Source organism: Bergeriella denitrificans NBRC 102155 (assembly GCF_001592185.1).
Taxonomy (GTDB): Bacteria; Pseudomonadota; Gammaproteobacteria; order Burkholderiales; family Neisseriaceae; genus Neisseria; species Neisseria denitrificans.
The window spans coordinates 1-3,146 of the sequence record NZ_BCWL01000220.1; the positions used below are offsets into that span (position 1 = coordinate 1).

At 56.1% G+C, this 3,146-nt stretch carries 3 protein-coding genes; 1 reads left to right on the forward strand and 2 read right to left on the reverse strand.

Annotated features, from left to right (window positions below; genetic code table 11):
- The first annotated feature begins 63 nt into the window (after nt 1-63).
- Nucleotides 64-243 (forward strand): hypothetical protein, encoded by a 180-nt coding sequence (locus BDE01S_RS11345; protein WP_147283893.1) that lies wholly within the window; start codon nt 64-66, stop codon nt 241-243.
- Nucleotides 244-548: 305 nt separating this feature from the next.
- On the opposite strand, the gene BDE01S_RS09410 is transcribed toward BDE01S_RS11345, so the two are convergent.
- Nucleotides 549-1,427, reverse strand: coding sequence for a carbohydrate kinase family protein (locus tag BDE01S_RS09410; protein ID WP_066080722.1), 879 nt, complete (start codon nt 1,425-1,427; stop codon nt 549-551).
- 309 nt (nt 1,428-1,736) lie between these two features.
- Nucleotides 1,737-3,035 carry an MFS transporter gene (locus BDE01S_RS09415; protein ID WP_066080725.1) on the reverse strand — a complete coding sequence of 433 codons (1,299 nt, stop codon included), beginning with the start codon at nt 3,033-3,035 and terminating at the stop codon, nt 1,737-1,739.
- Between the last annotated feature and the right edge of the window lie 111 nt (nt 3,036-3,146).

Consider the following 3,146-nt stretch of genomic DNA (forward strand, 5'->3'; position numbering starts at 1 on the left):
AGTCATTTCTGCTACGGCGCTGGCTCGCCTTGTTTCAATCTAACAAAACGACTATAAGATGAATTGTGGGATACGAAAAACGGACATTTATTATTGGTTTTTCATATGCCAGAAGAAAAATCGGTTAAGCTGGCTATTCAAATGAATAAAGAAGGAGCGGAAGTTGTGTCGGGATTTTATGTTTCTACTGCCAGCATTCAAGCAGGAACAAAAGGCGGAGAATACCAATATCTGACTGAATAAAGAAAGACCTTAATCGCATTGCCGGAATCGAACCGGATTCGGGTCGCCTGAAATAAGTTTCAGGGTACTGCCCCCATCCACATGGGACTCTGCAATAAGGTCTTACTCAAATAATACCCCCACAAAACCAGAAACGCAACATGATAGAAATCCAACTGGACGACAGCAACCTGCAACGCGGTCTGAGCAGACTGCTTCAAAACGCCACCCAAACCGCTCCCATGATGCGCGGCATGGCAAAAGCCGTCTGAAAATCCGCATATCGCGCGTTTTTCAGACGGCTTTTTCCCTATCTCCGATGCGCGTTACGCCGGATTCATAAACGCTTCGATTTCCGCTACGCTGATGTCCGGCGTTGCGCCGTGGCGGGCGGCTACCAATGCGCCGAGCGCGCAGGCAAATGTCAGGGCTTGCTGCGGTTCGGTGCCGGCCAGTAATTGGTAGCTCAGGCCGCCGAGAAAGCTGTCGCCTGCGCCGACGGTATCGGCGACTTTCACGCGGAAGCCGCTGTGGCGGTAGATTTGGCCGTCAACATACAGTGCCGCACCGTGGTTGCCCAGGGTGATGCACAGGATTTTGATGCCGGTGAGTTTTACGATAAATTCGATGTTCTGCTCGACCGAGTGGTAAGGCGAGCCGTAGGCAGCGGCCAGCTCAAAAAGCTCGTCGTCGTTCAGCTTTACCATGTCGGATTGTTTCATGGTATCCAGCAGCCGCGCGGTGTCGTAATGCGGGCTGCGCAGATTCACGTCGAAAATTTTGAATTTGGCCTGCGCCAAGAGCTGCGCCAAAGTTGCGCGGGAAACTTCGTCGCGGGCGGCCAGGCTGCCGAAGATAAACGCATCGGATTCGGCCACGCGCTGCAGAGCGGCGGCTTCGGGGCGGATTTTGTCCCACGCGCAGGGATAAACGATGTCGTAGGATGCGCTGCCGTTTTTATCCAGGCTGACTTTTACCAGGCCGGTCGGGCATTCGCTTGTTTGCACCAAATCGGCGGCAACGTTTTTGGCTTCGATGCGGCGCACCAATTCCCGGCCGTCTTCATCGTCGCCGCAGCTGCTGATAATGGCCGCATCCGCACCCAGCGAACGCATACGGACGGCCACATTCAAGGGCGCGCCGCCCAATACTTTCCCGTCGGGGAAATCGTCCCACAGCACCTCGCCGAAACTGGTTACTTTCATGATTGGTCTTCCTTTATCCATAGCGCCGGCCTGCGGCTGCTGCCTGTAATAATATTAAATTTTCTATCCGCCGTATTATGTTGTAAATCCCGGGGGCTGGCAAGCAGGCAGCGATACTCTTTTGATACACCGCAATCTTGCCCCGCCTTTTCAGACGGCCTTTTCAGACGGCTTTTGCGCTTTATCGGGGCAAACCCGCCTGCACGGCAAACAGGCCGTCTGAAAAATATTCAGACGGCCTGTTTGAAATTTAAATACACGGCGAGGGCGGGCAACATGGTTTAAACAACGCTGCCGCCCTTTTCCTAATCAGCCCTGCTCGCGCGGTTTCAGGAAGAACACCGCCACCGCCGCCAGCGCAATCACCAGCGCGGCGCCGCCGTATAAATCGTTTTTCGCCCAACCCGCGTCCAGCAGGCCGCCGGCAATCATCGGCGACAAAATCGAGCCTAAGCGGCCGACGCCGATGGTAACGCCGACGCCGGTATTGCGGAAATCGGCTTCATACAGAGTGGGGTTGATGGTGTACAAACCGGCGATACAGCCGTTCATCAGCGCGCCGAGCAATACGGCGAATGCCAGCGCCAAAGCCAGCGAGCCGGCCGACAAAAAGGCAAATACCGCGCCCGCCGCCGCCAAGGCGAAGGCAATCAATACCGCACGCGGCGTCCAGCGGCTGACCAATACGCCGAACACCAGCGATCCGATGGCGCCGCCGATGGAAATCGCCATGCCCACGGTTTGGCTCTGCGTTTTCGCCATACCGGCTTCTTCCAGCAGCGCGGGCGTCCACGAGCTGATAAAGTAATACGCCGCCATCACGGTAATAAAGGCCACCCAAATCAGCAGCGTGGTTTTGATATAGTTCGGCTCAAACAGGCGCAATACGGATACTTTGGCTTTTTTCACCTGCTGCGCCGCTTCGGGGAAGGCCCAATCGCCGCCCAAACCCATTTTGGCGGTGATTTTATCCAAACGCGCGCGCGCATCGGCCGGACGCTTGTTCAACAGATATTCCACCGATTCCGGCAGCAACGCCATCAATACGGCCACCGCCGCCAGCGTCAGCACCGCGCCGATTAAAAAGACCGAGCGCCAGCCGTAGCTGTCTTGCAGCACCACCGCCGACATCCCGCCCAGCATCGCGCCGATGCCGAAGCCCGATGCATAAATGGCAATCGCCAAACCGCGCCATTTTTTATTGGAATATTCGCTGACAATCACATTGGTACACGGCAAAATGCCGCCCACGCCCAAGCCTGTTACCACGCGCCACAAGGCGATGCTCTCCACCGAATGCGCGAAATACGTCATCAGCATACCCAATGCCGACAGCGCGGTCGAAAAAATCAGCAGCGGGCGGCGGCCGAAGCGGTCGGCCAGCGGCGCGAGAAACACCGAGCCCAGCGTCATGCCCAGCAGGCCCGCGCTCATCAGCGTGCCGATGTGTGCGCCGTCCAAGCCCAATTCCGCCTGAATGCTTTTGGCGGTAAAGGCCACCGCCAGTACATCAAAGCCGTCGAGCATATTCAGCAGCACGGCCAAAGCCACCACCAGCCATTGATAGCCGCTCATCGGGCTTTCTGCGATTTTTTGTCGTAAATCCATCTGTAACCTCTTGCTTGATATTCTTGATTTTGCCGCCGCACCGCATTGTATCGTCGTCGAACTTAAATCCTGCTACGGCATTGGTTCGCCCGGCTCAAAGAGGGGGCTTGA